28 protein-coding genes are annotated in these 25,803 nt (G+C 64.6%); 16 read left to right on the top strand and 12 right to left on the bottom strand.

Translation table 11 applies throughout. The features are described 5' to 3' along the window. Positions 1–121: 121 nt before the first annotated feature. Entirely contained in the window at positions 122–1,576 is a 1,455-nt protein-coding gene (locus QYL91_RS04885) for a DUF7125 family protein (protein ID WP_302082257.1), read from the bottom strand. A 189-nt stretch (positions 1,577–1,765) separates the two neighbouring features. On the opposite strand from QYL91_RS04885, the gene QYL91_RS04880 reads away from it, so the two are divergent. The 7 genes from QYL91_RS04880 to QYL91_RS04850 all read left to right on the top strand — a co-directional run bounded on the left by QYL91_RS04880 (position 1,766) and on the right by QYL91_RS04850 (position 8,660). Continuing rightward, entirely contained in the window at positions 1,766–2,083 is a 318-nt protein-coding gene (locus QYL91_RS04880; protein WP_302082256.1) for a 30S ribosomal protein S24e, read from the top strand. Beyond that, entirely contained in the window at positions 2,083–2,217 is a 135-nt protein-coding gene (locus QYL91_RS04875) for a 30S ribosomal protein S27ae (RefSeq protein ID WP_302082255.1), read from the top strand. Before QYL91_RS04880 ends, QYL91_RS04875 begins: the two co-directional genes overlap by 1 nt. 298 nt (positions 2,218–2,515) lie before the next feature. After that, a complete protein-coding gene (locus tag QYL91_RS04870; RefSeq protein WP_302082254.1) occupies positions 2,516–3,505 on the top strand; it encodes a ring-cleaving dioxygenase in 990 nt (329 codons plus the stop codon). A 56-nt stretch (positions 3,506–3,561) separates the two neighbouring features. After that, positions 3,562–5,199 carry a bifunctional N(6)-L-threonylcarbamoyladenine synthase/serine/threonine protein kinase gene (locus QYL91_RS04865; protein WP_302082253.1) on the top strand — a complete coding sequence of 546 codons (1,638 nt, stop codon included), beginning with the start codon at positions 3,562–3,564 and terminating at the stop codon, positions 5,197–5,199. A gap of 36 nt (positions 5,200–5,235) precedes the next feature. Further along, positions 5,236–7,638, top strand: a complete 2,403-nt coding sequence (locus QYL91_RS04860) for a DUF2298 domain-containing protein (protein ID WP_302082252.1) — start codon at positions 5,236–5,238, stop codon at positions 7,636–7,638. Positions 7,639–7,675: 37 nt separating this feature from the next. Next, entirely contained in the window at positions 7,676–7,954 is a 279-nt protein-coding gene (locus QYL91_RS04855) for a DUF5808 domain-containing protein (protein ID WP_302082251.1), read from the top strand. Positions 7,955–7,994: 40 nt separating this feature from the next. Continuing rightward, a complete protein-coding gene (locus QYL91_RS04850; RefSeq protein ID WP_302082250.1) occupies positions 7,995–8,660 on the top strand; it encodes a non-canonical purine NTP pyrophosphatase in 666 nt (221 codons plus the stop codon). An 85-nt stretch (positions 8,661–8,745) separates the two neighbouring features. Here QYL91_RS04850 and QYL91_RS04845 read toward each other — a convergent pair whose 3' ends face one another. From QYL91_RS04845 to QYL91_RS04830, 4 genes are all read right to left on the bottom strand, one after another. After that, positions 8,746–9,795 (bottom strand): two-component system sensor histidine kinase NtrB, encoded by a 1,050-nt coding sequence (locus tag QYL91_RS04845; protein ID WP_302082249.1) that lies wholly within the window; start codon positions 9,793–9,795, stop codon positions 8,746–8,748. A gap of 188 nt (positions 9,796–9,983) precedes the next feature. Then, positions 9,984–10,454, bottom strand: coding sequence for a DUF7384 family protein (locus tag QYL91_RS04840; protein ID WP_302082248.1), 471 nt, complete (start codon positions 10,452–10,454; stop codon positions 9,984–9,986). A 281-nt stretch (positions 10,455–10,735) separates the two neighbouring features. Further along, on the bottom strand, positions 10,736–11,404 hold the full coding sequence (locus QYL91_RS04835) for a potassium channel family protein (RefSeq protein WP_302082247.1): 669 nt from the start codon (positions 11,402–11,404) through the stop codon (positions 10,736–10,738). Between the two features lie 70 nt (positions 11,405–11,474). Beyond that, positions 11,475–12,335, bottom strand: coding sequence for a DUF4382 domain-containing protein (locus tag QYL91_RS04830; protein WP_302082246.1), 861 nt, complete (start codon positions 12,333–12,335; stop codon positions 11,475–11,477). A 93-nt stretch (positions 12,336–12,428) separates the two neighbouring features. Here QYL91_RS04830 and rnz point away from each other — a divergent pair, with 93 nt between their 5' ends. The 3 genes from rnz (at position 12,429) to QYL91_RS04815 (ending at position 15,805) form a co-directional block, all read left to right on the top strand. Continuing rightward, positions 12,429–13,388, top strand: a complete 960-nt coding sequence (gene rnz, locus QYL91_RS04825) for a ribonuclease Z (RefSeq protein WP_302082245.1) — start codon at positions 12,429–12,431, stop codon at positions 13,386–13,388. 97 nt (positions 13,389–13,485) lie between these two features. Next, on the top strand, positions 13,486–15,462 hold the full coding sequence (locus QYL91_RS04820; protein WP_302082244.1) for a DUF460 domain-containing protein: 1,977 nt from the start codon (positions 13,486–13,488) through the stop codon (positions 15,460–15,462). A 169-nt stretch (positions 15,463–15,631) separates the two neighbouring features. Continuing rightward, positions 15,632–15,805: a DUF7556 family protein gene (locus QYL91_RS04815; protein ID WP_302082243.1), complete on the top strand. Its 174-nt coding sequence runs from the start codon at positions 15,632–15,634 to the stop codon at positions 15,803–15,805. A 34-nt stretch (positions 15,806–15,839) separates the two neighbouring features. On the opposite strand, the gene QYL91_RS04810 is transcribed toward QYL91_RS04815, so the two are convergent. Then, positions 15,840–16,028 carry a DUF7470 family protein gene (locus QYL91_RS04810; RefSeq protein WP_302082242.1) on the bottom strand — a complete coding sequence of 63 codons (189 nt, stop codon included), beginning with the start codon at positions 16,026–16,028 and terminating at the stop codon, positions 15,840–15,842. Between the two features lie 124 nt (positions 16,029–16,152). Here QYL91_RS04810 and eif1A point away from each other — a divergent pair, with 124 nt between their 5' ends. Both eif1A and rio1 read left to right on the top strand, forming a co-directional pair. Continuing rightward, the gene (gene eif1A, locus QYL91_RS04805; protein WP_302082241.1) at positions 16,153–16,440 is read left to right on the top strand and encodes a translation initiation factor eIF-1A; all 288 of its coding nucleotides are present in this window, start codon (positions 16,153–16,155) and stop codon (positions 16,438–16,440) included. Positions 16,441–16,497: 57 nt separating this feature from the next. After that, on the top strand, positions 16,498–17,400 hold the full coding sequence (gene rio1, locus QYL91_RS04800) for a serine/threonine-protein kinase Rio1 (protein ID WP_302082240.1): 903 nt from the start codon (positions 16,498–16,500) through the stop codon (positions 17,398–17,400). Positions 17,401–17,419: 19 nt separating this feature from the next. Here the strand turns inward: rio1 and QYL91_RS04795 are convergent, their stop codons facing one another. Next, a complete protein-coding gene (locus QYL91_RS04795) occupies positions 17,420–17,620 on the bottom strand; it encodes a hypothetical protein (protein ID WP_302082239.1) in 201 nt (66 codons plus the stop codon). Between the two features lie 113 nt (positions 17,621–17,733). Here QYL91_RS04795 and QYL91_RS04790 point away from each other — a divergent pair, with 113 nt between their 5' ends. From QYL91_RS04790 to QYL91_RS04775, 4 genes are all read left to right on the top strand, one after another. Continuing rightward, complete coding sequence (locus QYL91_RS04790) at positions 17,734–18,282, top strand: KH domain-containing protein (RefSeq protein WP_302082238.1); 549 nt, start codon at positions 17,734–17,736, stop codon at positions 18,280–18,282. A 12-nt stretch (positions 18,283–18,294) separates the two neighbouring features. After that, a complete protein-coding gene (locus QYL91_RS04785) occupies positions 18,295–18,942 on the top strand; it encodes a cyclase family protein (protein ID WP_302082237.1) in 648 nt (215 codons plus the stop codon). A gap of 226 nt (positions 18,943–19,168) precedes the next feature. Next, the gene (gene thsA, locus QYL91_RS04780) at positions 19,169–20,845 is read left to right on the top strand and encodes a thermosome subunit alpha (protein ID WP_302082236.1); all 1,677 of its coding nucleotides are present in this window, start codon (positions 19,169–19,171) and stop codon (positions 20,843–20,845) included. 238 nt (positions 20,846–21,083) lie between these two features. Next, the gene (locus tag QYL91_RS04775) at positions 21,084–21,635 is read left to right on the top strand and encodes a hypothetical protein (RefSeq protein ID WP_302082235.1); all 552 of its coding nucleotides are present in this window, start codon (positions 21,084–21,086) and stop codon (positions 21,633–21,635) included. Positions 21,636–21,653: 18 nt separating this feature from the next. On the opposite strand, the gene QYL91_RS04770 is transcribed toward QYL91_RS04775, so the two are convergent. From QYL91_RS04770 to QYL91_RS04750, 5 genes are all read right to left on the bottom strand, one after another. Continuing rightward, on the bottom strand, positions 21,654–21,857 hold the full coding sequence (locus QYL91_RS04770; protein ID WP_302082234.1) for a DUF8029 family protein: 204 nt from the start codon (positions 21,855–21,857) through the stop codon (positions 21,654–21,656). Continuing rightward, a complete protein-coding gene (locus QYL91_RS04765; RefSeq protein ID WP_302082233.1) occupies positions 21,854–22,471 on the bottom strand; it encodes a DUF4382 domain-containing protein in 618 nt (205 codons plus the stop codon). Before QYL91_RS04765 ends, QYL91_RS04770 begins: the two co-directional genes overlap by 4 nt. Before the next feature lie 101 nt (positions 22,472–22,572). After that, complete coding sequence (locus tag QYL91_RS04760; protein ID WP_302082232.1) at positions 22,573–23,625, bottom strand: serine/threonine-protein kinase; 1,053 nt, start codon at positions 23,623–23,625, stop codon at positions 22,573–22,575. Positions 23,626–23,702: 77 nt separating this feature from the next. Beyond that, positions 23,703–25,169 (bottom strand): MATE family efflux transporter, encoded by a 1,467-nt coding sequence (locus tag QYL91_RS04755; protein ID WP_302082231.1) that lies wholly within the window; start codon positions 25,167–25,169, stop codon positions 23,703–23,705. Next, a complete protein-coding gene (locus tag QYL91_RS04750) occupies positions 25,166–25,753 on the bottom strand; it encodes a TetR/AcrR family transcriptional regulator (protein WP_302082230.1) in 588 nt (195 codons plus the stop codon). Before QYL91_RS04750 ends, QYL91_RS04755 begins: the two co-directional genes overlap by 4 nt. Positions 25,754–25,803 lie beyond the last annotated feature (50 nt).

Here is a 25,803-nt window from a genome sequence, read left to right as displayed (position 1 = left end):
CAATTATACCTGTGGGCTCGAACAGCGGTTTCGAGGGGTTATCGCGGTCGGTGTTTCCCGAGACCAGCCGGGTGCCCCGCCGCTGGTACTCCAGGCAGTCAACAGCGACCAAGTCGCCCCGTCATTCCTCGCGTCCGGGATCCAGCGACGGTGAGCCACTCAGCAGGTCGTCGACGTTCGAAAGGGGGTCCCCGACGGTGATGCCGTCAGCGCCGATGTTGAACGGCCGGAGTGTCCGTTCGTACGTCCCGACGCGCTTTTTCAGGACGCCGACGACTTTCCCGATTTCCGAGCCCATCTCGGCGTACCGGAGAAAGAGGATGTTGTCGGCCAGATAGCTGATGCCGGACTCGGTCGGGCGAAACTCGCCGGAGACGGAGGCGACTTCGTCGAGGAAGATGACGGTCACGCCCATGTTTTTCAGGTAGCGCCCGAGCGCGTGGAGTTTGCGGATGAGTTCTTTCTCGTCGCCCTGAATCGAGAGCGTGTACCCTTTGATACCGTCGAGCATCACGACGCTGGTGTCGCGCTGTTCGACCTCCTTGCGGACCATGCTGGCGAACTTCTCCGGGGAGAATTCGAGCGGTTCGATCTCCTCGATGGCGAGTGTCCCCTCTTCGACCATCTCCGAGACCGGAATCCCGATTGCCTCGGACCGGTGGCGGAACGTCGACTCGTTTTCCTCGAACATGTAGATGACCGAGCGCTCACCCTGCGCAGCCGCCTGTGTCATAAACAGCGACCCCGTCGTCGTCTTCCCGACACCAGTGGGGCCGCTGACGACCGTCACAGTCCCCTGTTCGAGGCCGCCGTCCAGCAGCGAATCGAGGTTCGCGACACCCGACTTGAGGACGTCACTCTCGAAGGTCGCCGTGTGGTCGCCCGGGACGAGCACGGGATAGACGTCGATGCCATCGGCGGAGATGGTCAGCGAGTGGGTCCCTCCCTGCTTGTCCGACCCACGGAGCTTCGGGACTTCGAGCGTGCGGCCGTGCTCGCTCTGGGACAGTTCGATGACGCCGTCGGCGAGAAACTGCAAGTCGTCGTCCGGTGTGGTCTCGCTCCACTGGGAGGTGAACAGAACGGTCGCGTCGTTCTCCTTGAGATAGCGCAAAAAAGAGATAATCTGCTTTCGGAACTGATACTCGTCGCTCGTCAGGTACCGAAACTGCGTGACCGGGTCGAGGAAGACCCGGTCGGGTTGGAGTTCGGTGACGCGCTCGGTGATGCGCTTTGCCATCGGCGTCTGCTCGACTTCGCTCGACTCGAAGACGCTGTAGGACTGGTCCTCCGCGAAGAACTCGGAGCTCGGCGAGAGGTCCAGAAACTCGATGCCCGAGACGTCGAAGTTCAGCGATTCGGCGTTGTCCCGGACCTGCGCTGTCGGCTCTTCGAGATTGATATACAGCGACGTCTCGCCGGCGTCGACGCCAGCAGTCAGAAAGTGCAACCCCAGAATGGATTTCCCGGCGCCCGGTTCTCCCCGGAGCAGGTAGCTCCGGCCGGCGACCAGGCCGCCGCGAAGAATCTCGTCGAGTCCGTCGATGCCAGTCGACACCCGTGAGAGCTCAGTCACAGCTGGGACCCTCCGTAGCGTGGTACAGCCGACGGGCGTGAGAACGTCGAGCCATCATACACAATATTTGTGGGCAACAGTCAATAGCGCTTTGGCTAGATTGCGTATGTTTCCGAGGCGTCCGCCGACTGTATCGCCGGAGCGCCCTTCGAAATCCTTTTACGCGACTCAGAGCGAAGATACACCAACATGGATATCGACATCATCGAAGAAGACGAGAACCCTATGTTGCACCGGACGGATGTCCGGTTCGAGGTCACTCACGAGGAGGCGACGCCCTCCCGTCTCTCCGTGCGAGACTCGCTTGCGGCCATGCTGAACAAGGACAGCGAAGAAGTCGTCGTTCACAAACTGGACACGAAGTTCGGGATGCGAACGACCATCGGCTACGCGAAAGTCTACGAGACGCCCGAGCACGCCCGTGACGTCGAGCAAGACCACATGCTCGAGCGCAACAAAATCGTCGCCGACGGCGACAGCGAAACCGAGGAGGCGGAGGAAGCATAATGCCCCGACACGAACTCTACAACGACGACGGCGACGCCGAGCGCGAACTGTGTCCCCGCTGTGGCGACTCGTTCCTCGCCCAGCACGACGACCGCCAGCACTGCGGGAAGTGCGGCTACACCGAGTGGGAGTAGGACTACTTTTTGCGTCGTCGGGTCTCGGGCGCGCCTGACGGCGCGCACCGGACCACTCCTCGCAAAAACATAGTGAAAACACCGCGAGAGCAAGCTCTCGCGTGGAAGGCTCGCAGATGCTATCATAGCTTCTACCGCAACCGCACAGCAACAGCAGCCCTGCCCTTCCCCGAATCGTGCGCCCGGCCACCCGTAAGGCTAGTTTCTGTCCACCGAGTACCAGCCACCGCCACGACTGTCACCCGGTGACACTCACGTCAGCGCGTATTCAAGTCCCTCCAGCGCGTATGTACCAGAGATGACTGACGTTACGCCGACACCGGGCATCCATCACGTTACGTGTGTTGCGGGCGACCCGCAGCGAAACATCGACTTCTGGGTCGAGACACTGGGCCTTCGACTGGTCAAGCGCTCTATCAACCAGGACGACTCCGGCACCTACCACTTCTTCTTCGCAGACGCGGAGGGGACACCGGGCACGAGTATGACGTTCTTCCCCTGGGAAGACCTCTCTGCGGGCAAAGTCGGCTCGGGTCAGGTCTCCCGGACTGCGTTTCGCGTTCCCGAGGGAAGCCTCGACTACTGGGAAGACCGCTTCGAAGAGTACGACGTCGACTACGACGACCGCGTCGAGCGGTTCGGCGAGACCGTCCTTCCCTTCCGGGACCCCGACGGACTGCCGGTCGAACTGGTCGAAGTCGAGATTCCCGACGACGAGGCGACCGTCCCGTGGACGGAGTTTGTCCCCGAGGAGTCCGCTATCCGCGGGTTCCACTCGGTGACGCTCTGGCTGGCAGACCCCCAGCCGACGATGGAGTTGCTGGAGACGATGGGCCTCGAAAAGCAGGGCACGGAACAGGCCCAGGGCGACACGCCCGGCGACGAGCGGACTCGCTTCGTAGCGTCCGGTCCCGTCGGCTCGTACGTCGACGTGCTCCCGACCGTCGAGAGTGGTAGACAGGGCCACGGCACGGTCCACCACGTCGCGTTCCAGACGCCGACCGACGAGGACCAGCAGGCGATGCGCGACGCCGTCCGGTCCGAGGGGCTGAGCCCGACCCAGCAAATCGACCGCCACTGGTTCCGCTCGGTGTACTTCCGGGAGTTCGGCGGCGTGCTGTTCGAACTCGCGACGAGTGAGCCGGGCTACACCAGCGACGAACCGCTCGAGGACCTCGGCGGCCGGCTCGTCCTCCCCGGGAAGTTCGAAGCCCAGCGCGAGCAGATCGAAGCCAACCTGCCGGACGTGACGATTCCGACGGCAGAAACCGCCGACGCCGACGACTAACACACCGGCCACCGCAGACCGAAGTCGTCTTTTCACTCGCTGTCCGACCACAGGGCATGACCGACACCAGTCCACGGCGCGTCCTCGGCATCGAGGGGACAGCGTGGGCTGCAAGCGCCGCCGTCTACGACGTTGCCAGCGACGAGGTGACCATCGAAACCGAGGCCTACCAGCCAGACAGCGGCGGCCTCCATCCCCGCGAGGCCGCCGAGCACATGGCCGAGCACGTCCCCGAAGTCGTCGAGCGTGCACTCGCTCACGCACGCGAGCGGACGGATGCCGACCCGCCGGTCGACTGCGTGGCCTTCTCGCGGGGGCCGGGGCTCGGCCCCTGCCTTCGCATCGTGGGCACCGCCGCCCGCGCCGTCGCCCAGCGACTCGGCGTCCCGCTGGTCGGCGTCAACCACATGGTCGCCCACCTCGAAATCGGCCGCCATCAGTCGGGCTTTGACTCACCAATCTGCCTGAACGCCAGCGGCGCGAACGCCCACGTCCTGGGCTATCGCAACGGCCGCTACCGCGTGCTCGGGGAGACAATGGACACCGGCGTCGGCAACGCCATCGACAAGTTCACCCGCCATCTGGGCTGGTCTCACCCCGGTGGCCCGAAAGTCGAGCAGCGGGCCAAAGACGGCGAGTACATCGACATGCCCTACGTCGTCAAGGGGATGGACTTCTCCTTTTCGGGCATCATGAGCGCCGCGAAGGACGCCGCTGATAGTGGAAACGCAATCGAGGACATCTGCTTTTCACTCCAGGAGAATATCTTCGCCATGCTGACCGAAGTCGCAGAGCGTGCGCTGTCGCTGACCGGCAGCGACGAACTCGTCCTCGGCGGCGGCGTCGGGCAAAATGAGCGACTCCGGGAGATGCTGGCGACGATGTGCGAGCAACGTGGCGCGAAGTTCTACGCACCCGAGAACCGATTTCTCCGGGACAACGCCGGCATGATTGCGGTGCTCGGGGCAAAGATGTGCGCCGCCGGCGACACCATCGTCATCGAGGAGTCGGGCATCGACGCCGATTTCCGGCCTGACCAGGTGGCCGTCAGCTGGCGCGGACAAGAGCAGTTCCGGGCGTCTGCCGGGGAGCGAGCAGCCCCCGCCGAACAAGTCCAGGGCGCCGAGGCGACTGTTTCCTTCGAGGGAGAGAATGTTGTGAAGGAGCGACGGCCACGGAGCTACCGCCATCCGGCGCTGGACGAGCAGTTACGCAGCCAGCGGACCCGCGAGGAGGCGCGTCTGACCAGCGAGGCGCGGCGTGCCGGCGTGCCGACGCCAGTGATCCGCGACATCGACGCTCGGGAGACGACGCTCGTCTTGCAGCACGTCGGCGACTGTGACCTGCGGGACGCGCTGACGGAGTCGAACGTCCGTGCCGTCGCCGAGTCGCTGGCGCGGATTCACGAGGCCGGCTTCGTCCACGGCGACCCGACGACGCGGAACGTCCGGGTCAATCGAGGCGACAGCGACGACGGACCAGACGTGTTTCTCATCGACTTCGGACTGGGCTACTACACCCAGCATCCGGAGGACCACGCGATGGACCTCCACGTCTTCGAGCAGAGTCTCGACGGGACGAGCGACGACGCCGACGCCCTGCGGGCCGCCGCCGAGGAGGCATACCGGGCTGTCGGTGATTCGGGCGTCCTCGACAGACTGCGGGACATCGAGGGGCGTGGCCGGTACCAGTGACAGAAGGCTTATCGGGCACGGGGAACCGACAACTGGATGATGAAATGGCTGCTGGTGGGCAAGTGGCTCGTCGTCCTCGCCGCACTCGCAGTCGCCGGCGCACCGCTGTCGGCGTGGCTCTTTTCGCGCCTGCCACGCCGGGGCGCGGCCTTCTCGCTTCCGGTGACGCTGGTCGCTCTGGCAACCGTCGTCTTTCTCGTGGGCCAGCTCACCTTCGGCGTCCACACCGTCGTCCTCGGCGTGCTGGTCGTCGCCGGTACCAGCGCGATAGCGTACCGGCAGGGCGCAACTCCCGACTGGCGAGCGGTCGCTGGCGCGTACGCTATCTTCGCTGCCGGATTTCTGTTGCTGGTGTTTTTCCGCGGTGCGTCGCCGGGCATCACGCCACGCGGCGGCGAGCAGTTTCTCCACTTCGGGCTGGTGAAGACGCTCACGCGAACCGAGGCACTCCCGCCGGAGGACTTCTGGTACGCGGGGCGGGAGCTACGATACTACTACGGGACGCAGTTGCAGGTCACCAGCCTCTCGCTGCTGACTGACACGCCGCTGCGCTACGGTTTCAACCTCGGCGTCGCCACCTTCTACGGCGTCCTCGTCGTCAGCGCCTACGGACTGGCCGGCGCGGTCACGTCGGCGGCCGGTCGCTCCTACCGCCTCGGCGGGATTCTGGGCGTGTTTTTCGTCGCACTCGGTGGCGCACTGACGACGACAGTCCGACTCCTCTTTGGACTGCTTCCGACGGAGACCGCGCTGAAATACGGCCGTGCAGTCTTCGGCTTCGCCGCCGAGCGCAGCGGCCGGACCTACCCCGAGATGTACCAGACGATGAGCGACATCGACTCGTGGTTCTGGTGGTACACCCGCTACGTCGTCCCCGATACGCTTCAGGAGTTCCCGATGTACTCCTTCGTCAAGTCGGACCTCCACGGCCACACGCTCTCGACAGGGTATATCGTCCTCGCTGGGGCGCTCGCCTTCAGCTACTACCGGCTGGACGAAGACCGGCGCGGCCGGCGTCTCGCCGTCCTCTTCGGTGGCCTGGGGGTCGTCGCCGGCGTCTTCGGGTTCATGAACACGTGGTCGCTCCCGACCGCCGTCGGACTGACGTGGCTGACCGTCGCGGCCGCCGACGCGCATCCGACGACGCTGTTGCCAGACCGGGTCGGAAACCGTCTTCGCGGCCCCGACCCAGAAGTCAGCCCGCTCACTCGACTCGGCGCGGAGGCGTGGCGCGTCGTCCTCGCCGTCGTCCCGGCCGTCGTCGTCGGTGTCATCGGCTACGTCATCGCCTCGCCGTTTCTCGTCTTTGGCTACGTGCCGGAGAACGAAGGGGTCGGACTGTTCCCGCCCAGAACCGCACTCGCGGAGTTTCTGGTCATTTACGGTGCGCTCTTGCTCCTCTTTGCGGGCTTTGTCTGGTATCGGGGATGGCCCGTGGCGCGAGAGGTCGACCGTCGGACGAAACTGGGTGTCGCCGCCGTCGGCGTCGTCGCCATCGGTGCGCTGCTGACGGTCCTTTCCTTTCCGGTCCTCGCCATCACCGGTCCGATACTGCTGGGCGCGTGGTGGCTCGTCCGGACCGACCGCGCCGGCTTCGAGGGCGTCCTTCTGGTCGCCGGCGTGGGCCTGATTCTCTCGCTGGAGTTGGTCTTCGCGAAGGTCGCGCCGTGGCCGGAGGGACCGGCCCGCTGGAACACGTCGCTGAAAGTCGCCGTGCAGGGCTGGACGCTCGCGGGTGCGGCAGCAGGCGGCGTCGCCGCGTTACTGCTGAGCGACGCGTGGGACGCGCTCGCTGGTATCCGAACCCGGTTCGGAGCGGGCGCTAGCGCGGTCACCGACGGCGGTCCGGACAGTCAGCGGCAGGCGATGACGGCAGTCCTCGCCGGCGTCCTCGTCGTCGCAGTCGTGCTCGCGAGTGCGCCGTTCCCGGTGCTTGCGGGGTACAGCGAGATGGGTGGCGTGCTGGCCGACGACACCGAATTCAGTCTCGACGGCCTGGAGGTCCACGACCGGTGGCGAGGGGCACAGATGGAGGCGATCTACTGGCTGGACGACCACGACGGACGCCCGGTCGTCCTCGAAGCGCCGGGCCAGCGCTACCAGTGGTCCAGTCCGGTGTCGACGCTGACCGGACTGCCGACGCCGGTCGGGTGGGCACACCACCAGCGGAATTACCGCCCCGACAAGCAGGTCGACGAGCGAGTCGACGCCGCAGCCGTCGTCTACGACCGAGACCGGTCGTGGTCCAGCGCGGCCTCGGTACTGCGTCGTTACGACATCGAGTACGTCTACGTCGGCGCTGTCGAGAACGAAACGTACGGCGAGGACCTCCGGACGTTCGAAGACCGGCCGGGGCTGTCGCCAGCGTTCGAGAACGGCGTCGTCACAATCTATCGCGTGAACCACTCGGCGCTCCCGGCGGCGGGCCGTGCGTCGTAGGGAAACCATCATTACGCAGGAGAGCGTACGCCAGAGTATGGCAGATAGACCGTCCTCCGGTGAGATTTTTGGCGTGCCGTACAACTTCGACAGACCGAGCTTTCGCAACCTCCTCTCCTCGTACTGGCAGCCCGGCGAGGGGATGCTCGTCGAGAAGCCCTTCGGCATCGGCTACACGGTAAACCTCGCCAACTGGCGCTCGTGGATTGTCCTGGCTGTCGCCGGCGCGCTCGTCTGGCAGGAGACGAAAAGCGAGTCCGAGGACGCCGAGGCGGCAAGCGACGAGGACGAACCGGTCGAAGTCATCGTCGACTAATCGACGGCTCTTTTTCCGGCCGCCGCCAGCGGCCAACACGATGGTTACCTTCGTCACGACCAACCCCGGGAAGATTCACGAGGCCCAGGAATACCTCGACGAACCGGTCGAGCAACTCGACTTCGACTACCCGGAGGCACAGGCCGACGACCTCGCGACAGTCGCCGCCAACGGCGCGCGCGCGGCCTACGAACACGTCGGCGAGCCGGTCATCGTCGACGACTCCGGGCTGACTGTCGACGCTCTCGATGGGTTCCCCGGCCCCTACTCCTCCTACGTCGAGGACACGCTCGGTATCGAGCGCGTCTGGCAACTCACGAAAGACGAAGACGACCGGAGCGCCGCTTTCCGTGGTGTCGTCGCCTACTGCGACGGCGAGGCGTTCGAGGCAACGCCGGAACCGGTCGACCGCGGGAGCGCAGAGAGTGACGAACGGCGCGGCCAGGACACCGCTGCCGACGAGCGCGCCAGCGCGACGACCGACGGACAGGTGGCACGTGACGAGGACGCACCGCCGGTGAAACTGTTCGAGGGAGTCGTGCCGGGCGAAATCGTCGCACCGCGTGGCGACGGCGGGTTCGGCTTCGACCCAATCTTCGAGTACAACGGGACGACGTTCGCGGAGATGGACACCGAGGAGAAAAACGCGATTTCCCATCGCGGGCGGGCGCTGGCGAAGTTTGGGGAGTGGTACGCCGAACGGTAGCGAGGGCGAGCGAAGCAAACGTCGAACAATAGCGAGACCGACACACCGGGACCGTGACTGACCGACCCCACCAGATCGTGGCTGCCTAATCGAGAAATTGGATGCCGGTCACTTCGATGCGTGCGCCGCCAGACTTACTCTCGGCCATTTCGACGTCCCAGCCGTGAGCGAGGGCGATTGTCCGCACAATCGACAGGCCGTACCCGCTCCCATCGTCAGCGGTCGAGACGCCGTGTTCGAAGACGTCGTCACGCCGGTCGGGTGGAATACCGGGTCCGTCGTCGGCAACGTACATTCCATCTGGGAGTGGCCCGACGGTGACGGTGACGTCCTCGCCACCGTGTTCGACCGCGTTCCGGAAGAGGTTTTCAAACAGTTCACACAGCCGGTCGGTATCGGCGGCGACCGTTTTGACAGACTCGTACTGGAGCGTCGCGTCGGTGTCTGTCCCAATCGCTCCTTCCCACGCGGTGTCGATGACGGCGGCAATATCCGTCGGGTCCGGGTCGGTGACAACTTCGCCCTGGTGGGCGACCTTCAGCAGGTCGTCGATGAGCCGTTCCATCCGGTCGGTGGTCTGTTCGATGACGTCGAAGTGTTCGTCATCCCCGGTCTCGCGTGCGAGTTGGGTTCGGCCATCGACGAGCTGGAGCGGGTTGCGCAAGTCGTGTGCGAGGATGTCAGCGAACTCTTTGAGTCGGTCGTTCTGTCGCTCCAGCATCTGTTCGTACTCGTGTTTTTCAGTCATGTCTTTGCTCACGACGGCATACCCGTGGAGCACGTCGTTCCACAGTGGCGAGATTGTCATATGAGCCCAAAACACGGAGTCGTCCGCCCGCTGGTGCCACCCTCGCGTTTCGATGGCGGCCTCCTTGGCGTCGGTCAGAAGGGTAGCAAGCGACCGGTCGCCGCTCGTTTTATCGGAGAACAGAATCGCGAGTGGTTGCTGGTCGACAGCGTCGGCCGCGTACCCGTAGAGTTCGTCGGCCGCTGGCGACCAGGTGCTAATGTCGCCATCGGGGTTTATCATAAAGATGGCGTGGCTCGTGGTGCCTTCGACAAGATGCTGATACATTTCGGTATCGGCAGTCTCGGAACTCAAGTGTTGCTCAGGCGGCTGTGATGGGTCGCTCACGTACGACCGCCACGGGATAGATACGAAGTCCAGAATTTCATATCTCTAGATACGATGGGGCGCTGTTTATAATCCCGAGGTCACCCACACTGTCAAAACAGACCACGATTGGGTCTGCCAGTCAATCGCAGGCGTCGGCTGAAAGGCGATGAGAGGGTCGACAGCGGCGCCAGCGCCGTGGCGGCCGGTTACGCCCGCGGGTCGCGGTCCGGGCCGGGATAGGCCTCGTCGCGGATCGCCTCGTAGAGCGACGCGGCATCGAACAGGCGCGCGAAGGCATCGGGCGTGCGAATACTCACCTGCATGTGGGCCTGCAGGGAGAGGTTCGCGCCGGCGCTGCTCAGCTGGTCGTCAAAGGAGAGGAGGTGGGCGGCCCGTCCCTGATAGGCCGAGGCAAGGCCAGCGTGGTCGCCCTCGGGATGGTCGACGGGCTCGCGTTCGCGTTCGAGACGGTCGCGCCAGTCGGCGGCAAGCGAGTCGTCGGCCAGCGCGGCGACGACGGCTTCGGCGTCGTCGAGCAGGTGGTCGCTGGCGACGAGGGTAACCCACGAGTGCGAGCGGACGTGGTCGAGCGCGTCGCGGGCGGCGCCACCGACCAGCACGTCCGCAGCCAGCACGTCGGCGTCAGCGACGACGCGGGTGGGGTCTGCGTCAGTCATCCTCGCGCCGGTCGGCAAGCGTCTCGCGGATGTCCGTGACGGACACGTCGTAGGCGGTCGCGCGGTCGAAGCAGTCGGCCCAGGTCATAGTCGAGCGTCGGCGCGAACGGACAAAAAACGCCCGCCTGCGGCGGTGTCGAACGCGCGTCTGACGTGTTTTTAAGTAGAGCGACAGTCCCCACTCACACGGGCGCGCCAGTACCGGCCTCACGACTCCCATCCTTCCACAGCGCGCGCCCGGACCGTTTTCGAACCCCCTCTCCCCCCTTTCTCCCGGCCAGCTATGCAGGTGCGCCTTCGCCCCGGAGCTGTGCCCGGACAGAGTCGAGAACGTCGGTATCAGCCATCACGGCGACGCTGTCACCGGCCTCGATAGTCGTCTGCGGGAGTGGAATCGTCATCGCTTCGCCGTCCCGGCCGTGGGCGTAGATTCGGGCCTCACCGGGCAGGTCCAGTTCGACGACGCGCTTGCCGACAGCCGGCGACCCGTCGGGGACGACGACGCTGGCAATCGACAGTGACTCCGTGAGGTCCGCGAGAACGTTGAAGTCACCACCCAGTAGTGCGGTTTTCGCGCCGGCGGCCCCGACGCGCTCGGGGTAGATTATCTCGTCGACGTCGTCGGCGTACTTCTCGTAGAGTTCGTCGCTGACCTCCTCGCTGACCCGGAGGACGGTCCGACAGCCGTGTGTCTCGCCGACGACACAGACCGAGTAGTTGGTGTTGAGGTCACCCGTCACGCCGGCGACAGCATCGGCGTTGTCGAGGCCGGCCTGTTCGAGTGTCTCCGTGTGACCGCCGTCACCCTCGACGACGATGAACTCCTCGTCGCGTGCGCGCTCTGCTTTCGTCGCGTCCCGTTCGACGACGACCACTTCGTGGCCCTCCCGCTGGAGGATGCGTGCAGTCCGCTTGCCAACACGACCGAAGCCAACGATGACGATTTTCATATCTGTGTGATACGACACCACACACCATAATAGTAGTGTCTGGACCGCTCGGTCGTTCAGCGAGTGAGCGTCAGTTCTGGCCGCGCGCCTCGGGCGGTCCGCCGTCCTCGGAGTTGCCCCGTGAGCGGTCGGCTCCGTCACCGTCCTCACCGTCGTCGACGTTCCGGACAGTCTGGTCGGGGCCAGACTGGCTGATGACAGGCTTGAGGATGTACTTCCCGCTGTTACCGGCTCTGAAGACGGTGATGTCGTAGACAAACGAGACGGTGCCGTTCGGTTCGAGCGTGAATCCCTTGTTGAGTTGGAGTTTGTTGCTCGGGAGTTTCACGTTCGTGCTGGAGCCGTCAGCCAGCGTCGCGTTGATGTCGCTGATGTAGACGAACACCGTTGAGTAGTTGCCCGCGGGCAGTTCCGGCGAGTCGAGCAGTGTCGCATTGTCGCCGCGGAGTTGGGTCAGGTCCACCGAGCGGGAGTCGACGTCGCGTGTAATCCAGTCGTCACCGCCCTTTTTGTCGTCGTCCCCCTCTTGGCCTGCAGTCTCGTTTTCCGACTCGTGGGTGTCGGACTGGGAGTCAGTGGCGAGGCCGCCGTCGGCCGTGGTCGTGTTGTCTGTGGTCGTCTCGTCGGCAGTTTCGTTCTCCGGCGTCTCCGTCTCGTTTTCGGCTTCGTCGTCGGCGTCGCCGGATTGTTTGAAGCCAATCTGAGAGATGGTCACGTTCAGGTGACGGAAGTCGTCAATCTGGCCGGGGTCGTCACTCACGTAAAATTCGACGGTGCCGGTCGAACCGGTGTCACCGGTCTGTGCAACCTCGTCGCCGGGCGTGTCAGTCTCGTCAACAGATGGTGAGCCGTCGCCGCCGGTCGAGCCGGCACAGCCGGCGAGGACCAGCATCGCCGCAGTCAGTAGTGTCAGCAGTGTCTGTCGGTGCATACGCGAGTGAAAGGCAATCGAGATATAAATGCACGCTGGCCGGTTTGGGGCAATCCGACACGCCTTTCGCCGTCGGTGTCCGACAGGTCGACCATGCGCGTGACGTTTCTCGGCACGAGCGGGGCCGTCCCGACGACCCAGCGCAACCCCAGCGCGATTCAGGTCGAGCGGGAGGGCGACCGGTTGCTCTTTGACTGCGGTGAGGGGACCCAGCGCCAGATGATGCACTACGGGACCGGCTTCGACATCGACCACATCTTCGTCACGCACATGCACGGGGACCACGTCCTCGGGCTCCCCGGCCTCATCCAGACGTGGGATTTCAACGGCCGCGACGAGCCACTCGCCATCCACGCACCGTCAGGGACCCGCGAGCGCGTCGAGCGACTGGTCGCCGCCACGGGCGACCAACCCTCGTTTCCTGTCCGCATCCACCAGGTTTCGCCCGGCGAAGACGCACTGAGCCACGAGGAGTACACCGTTCAGGCAATCGACGTGCGCCACCGGACGAACGCCGTGGGCTACGTCATCGACGAGGACGACCGGAAAGGGCGATTCGACCGGGAGTACGCCGAGGAGGAACTCGGCCTCTCGCCGGGCCCGGAGTACTCGAAACTCCACAACGGCCAGTCCGTCGAACACGACGGCCGGACGATTCACCCCGAAGAGGTCGTCGGCCCGCCACGGCCCGGGCGCCGGCTGGTCTACACCGGCGACACGCGCCCCTGTGACAGCGCCGTCGCCGCCGCCGACGGCGCCGACCTCCTGATTCACGACAGCATGTTCGCAGACGACCGCATCGAACGCGCCAGAGAGACTGGTCACTCGACGGCGCGCGAGGCCGCGGAAGTGGCAAACGACGCCGGTGCAAAGCGACTCGCACTCACACACATCTCCTCGCGATACGCCGGTCACGGCTGGCACGACCTCGAATCTGAGGCCGAGGAGACCTTCGCGGGCGAGGAGCTGTTCGTCGCGGAGGACGGCATGGAAGTGGAGATTCCCTACCCGGACGCGGACCGCGATTTTGCCGTCGAGCGCGCGAGTCGGTGAGCCACCGACCAGGACGGGAGTGACAGGACTGGAAGCGCGGTCCCGAAACCGACCGCCCCGCCGTGGATTTATACTCGCGCATCGCCTACCAGCCTCTGTGAACGCCCGTACGGCTGCCCTCGACGCGGTCGTCTTCGGTGTCGACATCCAGAGCGGCGACGTCCGGGGCGACGCGCCTTCTTACGCACTCGCGGCCTTCGACGGTGAGTCCGTCGACCGCGACGTGGTCAGCTACCGCAAACTCCGCCGGCGCATCGACGACGAGGTGCCGGCCATGGTCGCGACCGACAACATGTACGAACTGGCCGAGAACAAGGACGCACTCGTCCACTTTCTCGGCTCGCTCCCCGACGAGACGAAACTCGTCCAGGTGACCGGTGCCGAACAGCCCGAACCGCTCTCCCGCGTCGCCTCCCGTCACGGCGTCCCGTACGGCAAGGACCCGATGAAAGAAGCCGAGGCCGCCGCCCGACTCGCCGCCGCCAACGTCGGGCAGGAGGTGACTGCCTTCACCGACCGAACGGAAGTGAAAGTCGCGCGGGGGCGCTCGACCGGCGGTGGCGGGGGCTGGAGCGAGGACCGCTACACGCGGCGGATTCACGGCTCGGTCAAGCGCCGCGCTCGCGAGGTCGAGTCCGAACTGGACGATGCCGGACTGGAGTACGAACGCGACGCCACTGAGAAGTACGGTGGGTTCTCGAACGCCATCTTCACCGTCGAGGCACGCCCCTCGGACCTCCCCGTCTCGACAGAGCGGTCGGGCGACGTCCGCATCGAAATCGAGCGGGTGCGGCGGGACGGCATCGAATTTCGCCCGCTGGCAAAGCGCCGCGACCACGTCCTGGTCGGTATCGACCCCGGAACCACCACCGCCGTCGCCGTGGTCGGACTCGATGGCGAAGTGCTGGACGTGCTCAGCACGCGCACTGCCGACACCGCTGCCGTCATCGAGTGGATAATCGAGCGCGGGCGACCAATCCTCGTCGCGGCGGACGTGGAACCGATGCCGGAGACCGTCGAGAAGATTCGGCGGAGTTTCGACGCCGCCGGCTGGGAACCAAACCGCGATTTGCCCGTCGACACAAAGAAACACCGGACCCGTGAGGAGGGATACGACAACGACCACGAGCGGGACGCACTCGCGGCGGCGCTGGCTGCCTACGACGACCACGAAGACCAGTTCGAGCGGGTCGCACGGAAGGTCCCCCCGCAGTTCGAAGTCGGGGCCGTCCTCGCTCGCGTGATTGCCGACGAAGAGTCCGTCGAGACGGTGCTCGCGGACCTCCAAGAGGACGACAACGACAGCAGTGAGGACGAGACCGAACACACGGAGCGGGAACTCACGGCAGAGGAAAAGCAAATCAAGCGGTTGAAAGCCCGCGTCGACCGGCTGGAGGGGCACGTCGATGACTTACAGGAGACGATTCGGCAGAAAGACGAAAAACTCGACGAGTACGAGACGGAACTGTCGGCGGCCAAACGCGAAGAGCGCAAAGAGGCCCGACAGCGCCGCGAGGTCACCAGACTCGAGCGGGAAAACGACCGGCTCGAGCGGAAGGTCTCGGAGAAAGACGAGCGAATCGACGAACTGGAAGGGAAGCTAGAGCGGCTGAAAGCCCTCTGGAAACTCGACCACTCGAACTTCGCGGACGTCTCCGAGAAGAAGGCCGGACTGGTCCCGGTGAAAGTCATCGAGCAGTTCACGACCGACGACATCGAGACGGCCCAGCAGAGTTTCGGGCTGGCCGAGGACGACGTGATTTTGCTCCGGGACGCCAGCGGCGCGGGCCGGTCGACGGCGGAACGACTGGCCGAGGTCAATCCGAAGGTCGTGTTGCGAAACGGCGGCCTGTCGGACGTGGCCGACCGGGTGCTGTTCGAGGCCGACATTCCCGTCGCACCGGCGGAGATGGTGACCGTTCAGGAAGTCGACGAACTGGCCGTCGCCCGCGAGTCGGAGGTCGAGGAAGCCATCGACGACTGGGAAGAGCGGGCCATCGAGCGCGAGCGCGAGCGGACCGGTGAGATGGTCGACCAGTTGATTTCCGAGCATCGGGCGGGCGAGGTCGAGTGAACGAATGTGAACGAAATCTCGTGGTGGAGCGGCGACGACAGGATAATTGCGCCTGTCTCTCTCCATCCAGCTTACATCCGTAACGATATATAGCACTATATGTAGATAAGCCTTGGACGAAGAATAGAATTTCAAAACATTCATACAGCTATGCCACTGAGTTCTGAATATGACGGACACCGTCAACGCGTTCGGCCGTCAGTCGGGAGAGAGTGACGACGTCGTGAGTGCTGTCGACACAATCGACGGCGGCCGGCATCTCGTCGTCGCGGATATTACGCGGGACGACGCGTGGCTGGCGATGGACAGCGCCAGAACGGTGTCACTGGACGAGTGGCGATAAAAGATACGTGCGACGCTATCAGTGGCGGCGGTCCCTAGACCATCCCGCCCATGCCGAACGAGGAGAGGAGATTTTTCACGAGACCGAAAACGATCAGTCCCAGGCCGGCCACGAGCAGCGCGAGGCCGCCCGCGATGATGGGACTTTTGACTGCGACGACGGCGATACCACCGAGCATGAAGAGGACGCCGATGAGGCCAGGGATGCCAAGTTTGTCGAACATACTCTGGCTGTCGCGGTACCGAGGTTAAACACCGGCGATTTGGCCGAAAAGTGTGGTGTACAGTGTCACACAACGGGCGCGAACGTTGGAAACCTTAAACAGTCTCGCCGGTGAACTCGAAGGTATGAGCGACAACGAGGGACGGACAGACCTTCGGATGCCCGACGACGACGAGGTGTTCGCAGTCGTCACAGAGATGCTCGGAGCAAACCGCGTGAAAGTACGATGTATGGACGGCGTCGAGCGGACGGCGCGGATTCCCGGCAAGATGCAAAAGCGCATCTGGATACGGGAAGACGACGTGGTCCTGGTCTCGCCGTGGGACTGGCAAGACGAGAAAGCAGACATCAGTTGGCGCTACGAGAAACAGGAAGCCGACCAGCTCCGGGAAGAAGGCCACATCCAAGAGTAGCGTGACAGTTGTGTCCGGCACCTTCCTTTTACACGTTCGTCACGTACCCGGTAACAGATGACAGAGGACTTCGGACTCGTTGCATCGGCGGACGCCGACACACCGGGCGACGAGTGGGAGGAAATCGACTACACCGACACCGACGCCGACCGCATCGCCCGCGAGCGCGACCGGGAGTTCAGCGAGTTCCGCAAGCGTATCAAGAACACAGAGCAGTTCAAAGTCGAGGCCAGCGTCTTCGACGACGCCACCTACGGCGCGCTCTACAAACTCGTCCAGGACGGCTATATCGACGCCTTCGGTGGCCCGCTTTCGACCGGCAAGGAGGCAAACGTCTACACCGCACTCGGCGGCGAACAGGCCGGCGAGACGCTCGGCGACGCACACGACGAACGGCCGGAAGTCGCGGTGAAGGTCTACCGCATCAACGCCTCCGATTTCAAGGACATGCGCGAGTACCTGCAGGGCGACCCCCGCTTCGAGGGGCTGGGCCAGCGGAAAAAAGACGTCGTGCTGGCGTGGGTCCGCAAGGAGTTCGCCAATCTCAAGCGCGCAAAGAAGGCGGGATTGCGCGTGCCCGAACCCATCGCCGTCGAGCGCAACGTCCTCGTGATGGAGTATCTCGGCACCGAGGAGGGCCGGGCAAAGCGCCTCTCGGAGGTCCACATCGAGAACCCCGAGACGGCCTACGAGGTCGTCCGAGAGTACATGTGTCGGCTGTTCGACGCCGGCCTCGTCCACGGTGACCTCTCGGAGTACAACATCATCTTCTACGAGGGGCAACTGGTCATCATCGACCTGGGCCAGGCGGTGACGATTCACCATCCCAACTACGACGAGTTCCTCCAGCGCGACTGTGAGAACGTCGCCAACTTCTTCGCTCGACAGGGAGTCGACACCGACGGCGACCAGTTGCTCGCGTTCATCGAAGCGCAGGCCGAAACCGCGGACGAAGCGTAACCGCTCTCCTAGCTGGTTTTCACTCCCAGATTATGTCAGCAACCACGCCCAGCACAGTGAAGGCGGCGTAGCCGATGACGACGGAGACAGTGAACCACAGGACAGCATCGGTGACTGTCGTGACCTGCGTGCCGTAGTTAAACAGGAGTGTGAGCAACGCGAGTGCGACGGCACCAGCCAGACGCGGTGGACTTGCGAGCGCGGTCTGCGTGGCGGGCATCGGTGAGACACAGTCCGTGTGGTAGTCGGGAAAGACTGACGCCTGGCCGTCAAAACGCGGAGTGTGACGACGAAGCACTTTAACAGTCGAGTCGCGTACTGGTATGTATACTTATGCAGCACGTCAAGGTTCCCGACGACCGTATCGGGGTTCTCATCGGGGCCGGTGGCGAGACGATGCGCGAAATCGAAGAGCGCGCGGAGGTTCGTCTCGACATCGACTCCGAGAGCGGCAACGTCCGCGTCGAGAAGGTCGGTGACCCGATTACCGGCCTGAAAGGCCCCGACATCGTCAAGGCCATCGGCCGCGGCTTCGCCCCGGAGGACGCCCTCCGACTGCTCGAAGACGACATGGTGATGTTCGACCTCATCGACATCGAGGCCGCCTGCCGGAACAAGAACGACCTCAAGCGAAAGAAGGGGCGGCTCATCGGCGAGAACGGCCGCACGCGCGAACTCATGCAGGAGTTGACCGGCGCGTCCGTCACTATCTACGGGACGACGCTGGGTGTCATCGGCGGCCCGGAACAGGTCGAGGCCGTCCGGGAGGCCGCCGAGATGATTCTCGACGGCGCACCCCACGGGTCGGTCTACTCCTTTCTCGAACGCAAGCGCAACGAACTCAAACACAAGGGCATGGAGTACCACCAGTTCCACGGCTGAGGACTGGTTTCCGTGTCCCACTACGACTGTTCGCAGCTAATCGAGCCGTGGATGTCCGTCTATCCCGGCAGCCGACCAGTGAACGTCGAGACCGCCACGACCGTCGAATCGGCGGGGTCACGGGTCACCGAACTGGACCTCGATACCCACGTCGGAACACACATCGACGCGCCCGCGCACACGCTCGAAGACGGCAAGGCGCTCGACGATTTTCCGGTCTCGGCGTTTGCCTTCGACGCACGACTCGTCGACTGCACGGGGCTTGCCGACCGCGAGCCACTCGGCCCGGAGATGCTGGGGGAGCCCTCGGACCACGACATGCTCGTCGTCCGGACGGGGTGGGACGACCACTGGGGCACCGAACGATACCGGGACCATCCCTACCTGACCGAGGCGGCCGCGGCGTGGTGTGCCGAGCACGGCTACAGCCTCGGGCTGGATACCTTCGGCCCGGACCCGACACCGAGTGTCGACGCCGACCGGGAGCGACCGACCGAACCCGACGGGCTAGCGGCCCACGACGCCCTCTTTGCGGACGGTCAGTTCATCGTGGAGAATCTGCGAGGACTGGAACGGTTGCCGGCCGAGTTCGAGTTGACTGCGTACCCGCTCGCGCTGGCAGCGGAGGCGAGTCCGGTGCGGGCAGTCGCACACACCTGAGTCAGGTCGGCGGCAAGAAGTGGGATTTGCGGACGACACCAACCGTGACTCGCACCAGAGACCGGACCAGCGACGCCGGGCTGAACCGCAGACTATCGTATTTAAATCTAGTTGTCGCGGCGGGAAATAGGGGCAACCGGGGGCCGTCCTGCGGATGTCAGTTGCTCCGCATCCGTTAGCTTTATATAGAATCACATTCAATCATTCCATGACTATGGCTCAGCAGATGGGTAATCAGCCCATGATCGTACTTTCCGAGGAGTCCCAGCGCACATCTGGGAAGGACGCACAGTCGATGAACATCACAGCCGGGAAGGCCGTCGCCGAATCCGTACGGACGACGCTCGGCCCGAAGGGCATGGACAAGATGCTCGTCGACGACGCGGGCAGCGTCGTTGTCACCAACGACGGTGTCACCATCCTCGACGAGATGGACATCGAGCACCCGGCGGCGAACATGATCGTCGAAGTCGCCCAGACCCAGGAGGACGAAGTGGGCGACGGCACGACGACGGCAGTCGTCATCTCCGGTGAACTGCTCAGCAAGGCCGAGGACCTCCTCGACCAGGACATCCACGCCACCATCCTGGCACAGGGGTACCGCCAGGCCGCAGAGAAGGCAAAGGAGATTCTCGAAGAGGAAGCTATCGACGTCGACGCCGACGACGACGAGACCCTCGAGAACGTCGCCGCCACGGCGATGACGGGCAAGGGCGCCGAGTCCGCGAAGGACCACCTCGCCGCGCTCGTCCGCCGTGCCGTCCAGTCGGTCGCCGACGAGGACAACGTCGACACGGACAACATCAAAGTCGAGACGGTCGTCGGCGGTTCCATCGACGAGTCCGAACTCGTCGAGGGTGTCATCATCGACAAAGAGCGCGTCCACGACAACATGCCGAAGTTCGCCGAGGACGCGAACATCGCCCTGCTCGACGGCGCTATCGAGGTTCCCGAGACGGAACTCGACACGGAAGTCAACGTCTCGGACCCGGACCAGCTCCAGGATTTCCTCGACCAGGAAGAAAAGCAGCTCCAGGAAATGGTCGACGCCGTCGCCGACGCCGGTGCTGACGTGGTCTTCTGTCAGAAGGGCATCGACGACATGGCCCAGCACTACCTCGCACAGGAGGGCATTCTCGCCGTCCGCCGCGCGAAGAAGTCCGACATCTCCGCGCTCGCTCGCGCGACCGGTGCGAGCATCGTCTCCAACGTCAAGGATATCACCGAGGATGACCTCGGCTTCGCCGGCTCCGTCACCGAGAAAGACCTCGCAGGCGACGAGCACATCTTCGTCGAAGAAGTCGACGACGCTCGCGCCGTCACGATGATTCTGCGCGGTGGCACCGACCACGTCGTCGACGAAGTCGAGCGCGCCATCGAGGACGCACTCGGCGTCGTCGCCGCCACGCTCGAGGACGGCAAGGTCCTCCCCGGCGGCGGTGCACCCGAGACCGAACTCTCGCTGCAGCTGCGTGACTACGCCGACTCCGTCGGTGGCCGCGAACAGCTCGCAGTCGAGTCCTTCGCGGACGCCATCGACGTGATTCCGCGCACGCTCGCCGAGAACGCCGGACTCGACCCGATCGACTCGCTGGTCGAACTCCGCAGCGCACACGACGCTGGCGACAACCTCGTCGGCCTCAACGCCTACACGGGCGACGTCGAGGACATGTCCGACGAAGTCGTCGAACCGCTCCGTGTCAAGACCCAGGCCATCGAGAGCGCCACCGAGGCCGCTGTCATGATCCTGCGCATCGACGACGTCATCGCTGCTGGCGACCTCAAGGGTGGCCAGGGCGACGACGACGAGGACGCCGGCGGACCCGGCGGCCCAGGCGGCGCGCCCGGCGGCATGGGCGGCGGCATGGGCGGCATGGGCGGCGGCATGGGCGGCATGATGTAAACCCACTTTTTGCGGCGGCGGGTGTCGCACCGCGCCTTCGGCGCGGGCGCACCGCTTGCCGCAAAAACTTGGGGAAAAAGGCCGCTCGCGTCCGGTAGGGCGCGAGCGGGTGTATTCCCTGTCGACCCACCGCACCGCTCGCTAACTGACTTTCTCACTTCTTTCGTTGGCTAGCTGCTGCTCGGTCACGTCCACTCTCGCCACTGTATTCAAGAGGCCCGGACGAAACAGCAGAGGTGTGACAGAACAGCCCAAGGCTGGGGAACTGCTCGTCGGTGCCTACCTCAAACTCGTCGAGGAGTGTGAACTCGTGACCTACAACCAACGGTCTGCCAGTCACGGCGACCAGATTGAGGTCGACGTCATCGGCATGAGCCCGGGCACAGAAAACGAAGTGTTCGTCTGCGAGGTGTCGACACATCTGGGCGGGCTGAACTACTCCAGGCGGGTCGAATCGGAACGCTGGGCCGACTACGGCTCCTATCAGAGCAGTCTGGCGACACTCGAACGGAAGTTCGACGCCGACGACGCGTACGTGACAGACATCTTCGAGTCGGCAGAACACTACCGATTCCAACTGTGGAGCCCGGTGGTTCGTGGGAAGTTGGTCGACGGCCTGAACGAACTGGTCGGGGAGTTCGACGCAAAGACAGACCGAGAACTGGAACTCATCATCAACGAGGCGTACACCGAGCGAATAGACGAACTCCGACAGAAAGCGTCCGAATCAACGAAACAACACGGCGAACTCGGATTTCGCCTGCTACAGATTCTGGAACACCTACGGTGAAACCCCCGGGAGTCAGCTTCAGACAGCGAGCAGCACCGTCTGGAGCGTGCCGAGCGCCCAGAGGGCAAGCGCCGCGACGAGGACGAGTACGAGGAGTTTCCACGCGACGCCGAGCAGGACACGGCCGACCAGCACCGCCGCCAGCAGTGCGAGGACTGCAACGACGAGTACCGGCGGCGCGAGCAGCGGACCGACCAGCGGAACCGACGCGAGTGGCGTCATTCGTAGGAGACGCTTACCCCGTCTGCGACGGGCTTGAAGACGTACGAGCCCGTCTGACCCCGGTTGACCGGCGTGAAGTCGGCCGTGAAGGTGGTCGTCTCGTCAGCCCGAATCTCGAAGGACTTGGCGAACTTCAGCGGTGCATCACCCGGAGTGGTGATCGTCGCCTCGCCGCCGTCCGTCAGCGTCGCGTCGACGCTGGCCACGTCCAACTGAAGGTAGGCGTACTCGTCTGTCGGGAGTTCCTGCTCGCCGACGAGTTTCGTGTTCCCGTCCTGCAATTGAACGAGGTCGGCCTCCTGTGGCTCGTCGAACTGGTAATACTCGCGGCGGCCGTCCTCGGTGTCTTCGGCGGTCGTGTCGGTCGTGGTCTCGTCGGCGCCCGGCGCGACCCAGATGCCGTCGATAGTCACGACACACGATTCGAAGTCTGCGATGTCGCCCGGTTGGTCTTTGACGCGGGTCGCGAGCGTCCCCGTCCCGTCGCCACCGCCGCCGAGACAGCCGGCGAGTCCGGAGAGTGCAGCGGCGGCCATTCCGGTCGCGCCAAGATACGCGCGGCGGCCGAGTGTCTCGGTGTCTGTCCTGTCGTCGGTCTGTGAGTGCGATGTCATCACCCGGGAAGAGGAGGCAAGTGGATATGAAAATATGAGACGGTCCACCCGGATTTGGACCGTTCAATCCCAGTTTATTCGGTTTAACTCGGGTAGGCCGCTCACTCGTCGAGCAGCCACAGACAGAGGTCGTTCACGTCCTCGAACAGCGCCTGCGCGGACTGGTAGCGGTCGAATTTGTCGGTGGCGGTGGCGCGCGCGACAATGTTGTCGAGCGTCTCGGGCAGTTCGGTCACGTCCGAGGGCGTCGGGAAAGGCTGGGTCAGGACCTGTTCGCGAATGTCGGCGGGCGTCCCGTCGTAGGGGTCCCGGCCAGTGAAGATGCGATAGAGCAGCGCACCCATCCCGTAGACGTCGGTGGTGCGGTCGGCGACGCCGTAGCGGTCGTCGAAGTACTCCGGTGGGGCGTAGGGGAGCGAGAGCGCGCTCGACGGGTCGCTGTGACGGCGATACACGTCGAAGAGGCCGACGCTATCGAGGAGGGGCCGGTCGGTGCCGGGCGCGTAGACGACGTGGTTCGGGTCGAGCCCAGTGTGGAGCGTCCCGCGGTCGTGAACGGTCGCGAGGGTGTGGGTCAGCGAGCGTGCGGCCCGGAGCGCGTCTGCGAGCGTCTTCGGCGGGCGCTCTCCGAGTGTCGCCGTTATCGGCGCGGTACAGCTCCACGGTCGGGGGTCACCGGCCGTATCGAGAACGGGGACGACACCTTCGCAGTCGCCGACGGCCGCCCAGCGGTCGAGTTGGTCGGCCAGCGTCTCCTCGAAGGAGTCCCCAGTCTCATCCCCGGGGCGGCGAAAGAGGCGCAACTGAAGCCGACAGGTACGACCGTCGGCACGGGCGCGGGTGGGGACGACCCGGCCGTAGTGGTGGTCGGTGGGCGAGCCGTCGAGTCGGAGGTCGTCGACTGCGGCGACGCGGCGAATGTCGGCGACGAGCGGCGACGCGGAGTCGCCGTCGTCTGTGGTCGACGGCCCAACGGTGTCGGGTGCGGGGACGTCGGTGTCGGTTCCGGTGGTGTGGCTGGCGGCGATGTCGCGCAGGCGGGAGGCCTCGGCCAGTGGCGAGGTGGCCTCGTCCGAGCGGTCACGGAGGTCACGGTACCAGGTCCGGTCGGTGCCGGCCGTGGTCCGGTCGCGGTCTCCGCGGTCCCCAGTCATACCCCGCAGTACGTCGACCACGCTCAAGAAAGTGCGTCAGACACGCGTCAGCGGTCGATTGGCACCCGACCTGTCGGTCAGTCGTCGACAGCAGGGTCGTCTTCGACGACGGTCTCGGAGACGCCACCACGGGGCCCGTCGGTAAGGTCAGTCTCGCGCCAGGTCCCGCGGCGAAACCAGAGGAAGGCGATGATACCGCCGACGATATTGGAGACGACGAAGGCCGCGAACAGACCGTCGGTCCCGAACCGCTCGGCACCGACCCAGGCGAGGGGGAGGCGGACGACAGCCTGAGTGAAGATGGCGATTGCGGCGGCAGTGAGCGTCTTGCCAGCGCCGCGGAATCCGCCGCTGTACGCGCGCATCACCCCGGTAAAGCCGAAGGTCGGAGCGACGGTCTTGAGGAAGGCGGCGCCGACGGGAATCACGGCGGGGTCGTCGGTGAACACGGCGATGATGTCGGCGGCGGTAAACCAGATGACAACGGCGGCAGCCGAGAGGACGGCGAACATCGCGACAGCAGCGAAGTTGTTGGTCCGGGACGCGCGGTCCTCGTTGCCCGCGCCGATGTTCTGTCCGGAGAGTGTCTCGACGCCACGACCCACCGCAATCGCGGGCAGGAAGATGACCGAGAACACGCGGATGCCGACGCCGAAGGCGGCGATGACGGCGTTTGGGAAGCCGGCGACGATAAAGAGCAGGAGGTTGACCGAGAGCGCGCGGCCGGTCCCCTCGACGGAGGCCGGGAGGCCGATACGGAGGAGTTTCCGCAGGTACGTGAGGTCGGGCCGAAGGTCGGGGACGTTGATGGAGATGCCACGGGTGCTCCCGAGCATGATAGCGAGGCCGACGAGCATCGCCAGGCCCCGAGAGAAGACGGTCGCGAAGGCGGCTCCCTCGATGCCCAGTTCGGGGAACGGTCCCCACCCGAAGATGAGGAACGGGTCGAGAACGATGTTGAGGACGACAGTGCCGAGCATGACGAGCATCGGCGTGATGGTGTCGCCGTAGCCCCGCATCAGCGAGATGAACACGAAAAAGCCGAACATGAACATCAGGCCCAGCGAGACGACCTGCATGTAACTGGCTGCAAGCGGGAGGATACTGGGGTCTGCACCCAGGAACGCGAGGAAATCGTCGACGAGGAAGTAGCCGACACCGCCCAACAAGAGCGACCCGAGCAGGGCAAAGGTAACCGTCTGAGAGGCAGCGTACTCGGCGTTTTCCGTCTCGCCGGCACCGGTATACTGGGCGACCAGCACGCTCCCGGCGACAGAGAGGCCCATCCCTAGCGAGATGAGCAAAAAGACCATCGGGAACGCAAAGGAAATCGCCGCCAGCGCCTCGGTGCTGTACTGGCCCAGCCAGAAGGTGTCGGCCAGGTTGTAGGCGGTCTGGAGGAGGTTCGTCACGACGATTGGCAAGGAGAGATAGAAGAGCGGCCACCCGATAGAGCCCTCGGTGAGGTCGAACTCCTCTTGGCTCTTGAAGATGTCACTGAGGCTCACCGACAGCAGCCGGTCGAGCAGTTCTCGGGGGTTCATTGCTCCCCCCGGTAGACCGAGCGGTCGAGATACGCGTCGAGTCGGTCGCGAGTGGTCGTACAGCTCTCACCGTGGGCCACCTGTCGGAGCTGGCCACCGGCGAAGAAGGTGGCGATGGTCCGAGCCGTCTGTTCGGGGTCGAGGTCGGCGCGGAACGCACCCGACTCGACGCCAGCGGCGAGCAACTCCTCGATGAGCGCCCGAAACTCTTCGTCGGCCGTGACGAGACGCTCACGGAAGGCAGGTTGGTGGGGGGCCTGCGTCTTCAGTTCGAGCAGCGCGGTCTGCATGTCCTCCAGTTCGTCCGTTTCGGGCGGCGAAAGGGCGGTGTCGAGCACCGCAGAGAGGCGCGCCTCGGGAGTGTCGGGTGCGGCTGCCTCGGCCTCGCGCAAGCGGGTGAGAAACCGGTCGGTAACGTGGTCGAGAAACGAGACCAACAGGTCCTGTTTGCTGTCGTAGTGATAGTGCAGGGACGCCTTGCTCTTCTCCGACTCGTCGGCAATCGCCTGCATCGTCAGGTCTGCGTAGCCAGTGGCACAGAGTGCGCGCCACGTGGCCTGCATGATGTCGTCGTCTGCAGACATGGAGGGGCTGTCTGTAACTGACTGACTGGTCAGTCAAAAGCGTTCGGAAC

It is taken from the genome of Salinibaculum rarum (assembly GCF_030505615.1).
Taxonomy (GTDB): domain Archaea; phylum Halobacteriota; class Halobacteria; order Halobacteriales; family Haloarculaceae; genus Salinibaculum; species Salinibaculum rarum.
The sequence above is the reverse complement of the archived record's forward strand: the minus strand, read 5'-3'. Positions and strand labels throughout refer to the sequence as shown.